Here is a 4,738-nt window from a genome sequence, read left to right as displayed (position 1 = left end):
ACTCTCTATTCAACAAATTCAGGCTTCAGGGGAAGTAGCGCCACCTGGTTGTTGTGTTTTACGTTACCAAGCACGCGGAAAAAAACAAGCTTATTGGTACTATAAATTACACGCTATTTAGGACACTTACATGATGATATATCTTTAGCAACTGTTTACTCAGCAGCTGATGTGATGCTTGTACCGTCTCTTCAAGAATCTTTTGGGCAGGCAGCTTCTGAATCATTCAGTTGTGGCACTCCAGTTGTGGCATTTAATTCTACTGGCTTAAAAGATATTGTTGATCATCAGCAAAATGGCTATTTGGCTAAACCTTATGAAGTTGAAGATTTTGCCAAAGGAATTACCTGGGTACTTGAAAATGAACAGAGGCTACAAAAGCTGTCATTTTATGCTCGTGAGAAAGCACAACAAGAATTCACTCTGGAACTCCAAGCACGTCGTTATTCAGCTTTGTTTCAGGAAATATTGATGATCGTAAACAAATCTTCATTCAGTAATTAACTTAGTAAATAAATACTTCATAGTATGTCAATACCTATAGCTTTTATAATTTGTACAGAACCAGGGCGTTTAGAAGGTCAATCTTTGATGCTTGCAGAAAGTATTCGTAAGTTCTGCGGCGAATTGAAAAATACACCTATATATAGTTTTCATCCTAGAGTAGGTGAACCGATATCAAAGCAAACCCAACAAGCCTTTGAAGCATTGCAGGTGATTCATCAACAGCTTCCTATAAATCGAGAATTTCATGAATATTATTTAGCTAATAAACCTCTAGTATGTGCCTATGCAGAACAAAATATCGATGCTGAAACCTTAGTTTTTTTGGACAGTGACAAATGCTTGTTTTTGGAACCAAAAGAATTTTTATTGCCAGTAAATTGTAACGTAAGAATGCGTCCTGAGTATGGTCAAGGAATCGGTTCTACAGGACTACAAGACCCTCAAGAATGGTACTGGCAAAAACTATATGAAGTGCTGGGGGTAAAGCGTGAGGTATTTGTTGAGACACCAATTGGTAATAAAAGAATCAGAGCCTATTGGAATTCTGGTTTGGTTGTTGTGAGAAAGAGTGCAGGTATATTTACAGCTTGGAAAGAGAATTTTGAAAAAGTAATGCGGCTGGATATTACTCCTCCTCAGGGTATTTATTTTGTTGAGCAGTCTGTTTTGTCTGTAACTTTATGTGCCTTAGAAGAAACAGTCGAACATCTTCCTCCTAATTATAGTTATCCATTACCTTTACATAACCGTTTGTCAAAAGAACTACAAATTAAAGATTGGGATGATATTACATCCATCCATTATTTCAACTTATTCTTCTACAACGATTGGAATGCACAAATCAAAAAATTGAAAAAACTTAATAACAATTCAGATAAATACCGATGGTTGTGTCAAGAGGTTGTCAGACTTAATATGCCTCGTGTATCAGTTTTGCATCGATATATGTTGGTAGTCAGAAGAATGGAACAAAAATTACAAAACTTTAATTTAGAGATTAACCTGAGTGGCTGGATAGAAAAAATGGCCAAACTTTAAACCTAATCGAAAAAACGGAAAACAAGTTTTTTTTGCTTGGAAGATAAAGACAATTATCTGAAATTTCCGCATAAATTTATTATTTGCCTTGACCATTTTCATAGAATTAGATGAGGAAAATGAGATGAAACAAACAAATTTAGCTGTAGTTATGACCTGTTACAACAGGCGTAATACAACTCTTGCCTGTCTACATGCTTTATATGAGCAAACAAATCATTGTGATGTTTATTTAACCGATGATGGTAGCTCTGATGGCACTGCACAAGCTATCAAAGCAGAATATCCAGAGGTACACATTCTTCAGGGTAATGGCAATTTATTCTGGGTAGGAGGAATGCATCTCGCCTTTGGTGAGGCGATAAGAAATCAATATGATTATTATCTGTGGTTGAATGATGACACATTTCTGGAAGCCAATGCTGTTAATAAATTATTACAGGTTCATCAAAATTTGACTAAACAAGGTTATTCAGACTCAATTGTAGTTGGTTCAACTAAAGACCCAATAACAGGAAGAGCAACCTATGGAGGAGCAGTAAAATCTAAAAAGTGGTATTCTAATAAGTTTGAATTTTTGAAACCAAGTTCGGTTATCCAAAAATGCGATGCTATGTATGGTAACTGTGTGTTAATCCCTAAAACTGTTGTTGCAAAAGTTGGCAATGTTGATACAGCTTTTGTTCACACTTTAGGAGATTTAGATTATGCACTCAGAGCGCGTAAATTGGGTTGTCAAATATGGGTAGCTCCTGGATATGTTGGTACTTGTACTAAAAATTCTATCCGAAATAGTTGGGTAGATACCAACTTAACTATACTAGAACGCTTGAAAAAGGTGTTACAAATTAAAGCATTTCCATTCAAATCTTGGACTATATTTTGTAGCAGACACTCTGGGTCATTCTGGATATTTTACTGGTTTTTACCCTATATCAGAGCAATTATTGGTTACAAGAGTTTGGCAATTTCTCCCACATTTTCTGAGGATATTAACCAAACTAACTCATAAGCTTCATACTTGCACTCAAGTTCTTCTCCAAGAATATTTGCATAATTCATTACCATCTCAACTAAATGAATTGACGAATTTCCCCTCAAAGATAAAGTTGTTAAACCAATTCGCAATACTTCGGCTACGCTCAGTACAAGTTCGCAATTACCTTTTTTAACGGGGATTTAACCCCGATGGTTCCTGAGCCTGTCGTACCACTTCGTGGAAGCAAGCTACGCGTAGCGTCCCGTAGGAAAGGACACAAAACCTGCTGCTTGTCTTGCTCGGGACTTAAACCCCCACCATTTGTTAAGTATTAGAATAATCAGCAATCTTCATTATGGGTAAACGCTTACTAATTGTCTCAACACTCGATTCCAGTCAACCATTTGGTGCTTTTACTAGACCTTTTTATCTAGGACAATATCTGACGAAATATTTTGATGTTTTTCAAATAGGATTAGACTGTTCATCTGTTAAATATGCACCTTTTATTTCAATTGGGTCAAGAAACCTGAAGTCATATATTCAAGCTATAGAAAAGTGCATTGATGAGTTTTGTCCAGATATCATTTATGCTCAAGAAACATTACCTGGATTAGCTGCTTTAATTTCACTGAAGCTTATAAAACGCAACAAGCCCTATCTTGTATTAGATTTTCATACATTTTCGGCATACGAATACTGGATGCGTTTGTTTTCAGTTGCCAATCCTTTCAAAGAGTTTGTACAATGTATAAAGACATACATTGCTCAGGGAATTTTGATATTCTCTGGTGTTCCAGTTATTGCTGCAGGTGATGCAATCCCTAAATTAATTTCCCAGTGGTATGGTAAAACTCCACAGCAGATTTATAGTATTGGGAATGGTGTAACTGAAGACTTACTAAATACTGAATTTTTTCTGGATAAAGACCCCTATCAAGCATTCAGACCAGCAAAAATAGTGGTTCTTATTGCTCCTAATACATTTCAATTTCCAAGTAATGATATGTCTGTTTTAATGACTATTGAGGTTGCTAAATATCTTGAAAGTTATCAGGAAAAAGTACATTTTTTTGTTATTGGTAGAGGTAGCAATGATATTTTAGCACCAATACCTTCTAACATTTCTTTTTTAGGTTTTTTACCTAAAAGGGAGGCTTTTATTAATCATGTTCAATATGCAGATATTGCTTTACTGCCATTCTCAAAACAAGCAGTAGCAGGTGGCGCTCGCAATAAAGCATTAGATTATTTCGCAAGTAGAAAGTTAGTTGTATCAACACCAGAAGGCTTGCGAGGTTTAGAAGAATTTCGCCATTTAGAACATCTTTTAGTAACAGGATACTCTACTGAAGAAGTTGCTACCACAGTACTGGATGCAGCTTCAAATCTTGACAAATATCAATCACTTGTAGATAGTGCATATACCTTAATTACAGAAAAATATTCCTGGAACGCAAGAGCGCAGAATATCGCGCAAATTCTCCTTAAATTCAGTCATTCTTAGCTCTATTTACCAAACATATTTAACTAAGAATAATTAGTATATTTATATCTTTATATATACTAAAAACAAGCTTTTCAATACTCACCTTGGCTGTGAGCTAACCTTTCGTACTTCCCAAATAAAAATTAAGTCATGAAAAATCGATTTTCTTATAACCTTCTTGGTGTTAAAGTTGATGCACTCTCTATCCCAGAGTTAAATTTGTTGATTGAAGAATCTATTGAGAAGAATAAAAAATGGATTATTGCTAATCACAACATGCATAGTCTTTATCTCTTCCATAATGATCCAAGGATGCAAGCTTTTTATGCCAAGGCAAAATATATCCATATTGATGGTATGCCTCTATTGTTTATTGGAAAGTTATTGGGTTTTCCTATGAAACGAGAACAAAGAGTAACCTATGCTGACTGGGTATGGCCTTTGATGGCGGAAGCAGCTGATAAAGGCTGGCGTGTATTTTATTTAGGTTCAAAGCCAGGAGTCGCTGAAAAAGGAGTAAGTATTTTGTGCCACAGATTTCCTGGGTTACAGATTGCTTGTGCTCATGGCTATATTGACATGGATAAAGACAGTCAAGAAAATCTTGCTACTCTGGCTGCAATTAATGCTTACAAACCTCATGTATTGATGGTGGGGATGGGTATGCCACGCCAAGAACGTTGGATTTACGAAAATCTTGAACGTATTCATACCCAGTCAGCATA

4 protein-coding genes and 1 pseudogene are annotated in these 4,738 nt (G+C 35.8%); all 5 read left to right on the top strand.

The window, feature by feature from the left end:
* Positions 1-114 precede the first annotated feature (114 nt).
* Positions 115-504, top strand: a pseudogene (locus tag LC574_RS27175) (glycosyltransferase); the annotation flags it as partial.
* 24 nt (positions 505-528) lie between these two features.
* Positions 529-1,545: a hypothetical protein gene (locus tag LC574_RS27170; protein ID WP_229456775.1), complete on the top strand. Its 1,017-nt coding sequence runs from the start codon at positions 529-531 to the stop codon at positions 1,543-1,545.
* Between the two features lie 124 nt (positions 1,546-1,669).
* Positions 1,670-2,557, top strand: a complete 888-nt coding sequence (locus tag LC574_RS27165) for a glycosyltransferase family 2 protein (RefSeq protein ID WP_229456774.1) — start codon at positions 1,670-1,672, stop codon at positions 2,555-2,557.
* Between the two features lie 322 nt (positions 2,558-2,879).
* Positions 2,880-4,031: a glycosyltransferase gene (locus LC574_RS27160; RefSeq protein ID WP_229456773.1), complete on the top strand. Its 1,152-nt coding sequence runs from the start codon at positions 2,880-2,882 to the stop codon at positions 4,029-4,031.
* 132 nt (positions 4,032-4,163) lie between these two features.
* A partial coding sequence (locus tag LC574_RS27155) for a WecB/TagA/CpsF family glycosyltransferase (RefSeq protein ID WP_229456772.1) occupies positions 4,164-4,738 on the top strand: 575 nt, incomplete at its 3' end.

This window comes from Nostoc sp. CHAB 5715 (genome assembly GCF_020829685.1).
Taxonomy (GTDB): Bacteria; Cyanobacteriota; Cyanobacteriia; order Cyanobacteriales; family Nostocaceae; genus Nostoc.
This window is presented reverse-complemented; position numbering and strand designations above follow the sequence as displayed.